This is a genomic window from Tessaracoccus sp. ZS01, assembly GCF_022342445.1.
Lineage (GTDB): Bacteria > Actinomycetota > Actinomycetes > Propionibacteriales > Propionibacteriaceae > Arachnia.
Genome location: NZ_PQFE01000037.1, coordinates 1 through 398, shown reverse-complemented (window position 1 = coordinate 398; position 398 = coordinate 1). Strand labels below are relative to the sequence as shown.

1 protein-coding gene is annotated in these 398 nt (G+C 48.7%); it reads left to right on the top strand.

The annotated features are described in order from the left end of the window. A partial coding sequence (locus tag C3E87_RS14475) for an Rpn family recombination-promoting nuclease/putative transposase (RefSeq protein WP_198928333.1) occupies positions 1–398 on the top strand: 398 nt, incomplete at both ends.

Sequence of the window (398 nt, the reverse complement as noted above, 5' to 3'; positions counted from 1 at the left end):
GGAAAGCGTAGCCCATATCCATGGTCAACAAACTGGCTCGATGGTTTTCCGGATCCGGACATTGCACGCGATCCCTATTTTCATGCTTTTCCGCTGGTTGATATTACGCTAATTCCTGATGACGAAATCATGCAACACCGCAGCATGGCCGCCTTTACGCTGGTACAGAAGCATATCCGTCAACGGGATATGACAACGCTGTTAGATAAGTTATCCCGCTTAATGATTCTGGGGCAGATGAGCGGACAGCAAATACGCATGTTGATAAACTACATGGCGCTGGTAGGTGAAGCACAGGATGTACGAACATTAGTACATGGTCTGGCACAACGAGTGCCTCAACAAGGAGAGGAACTGATGACTTTAGCGGAAGAACTTCGGCGCGATGCCCTTCTCAA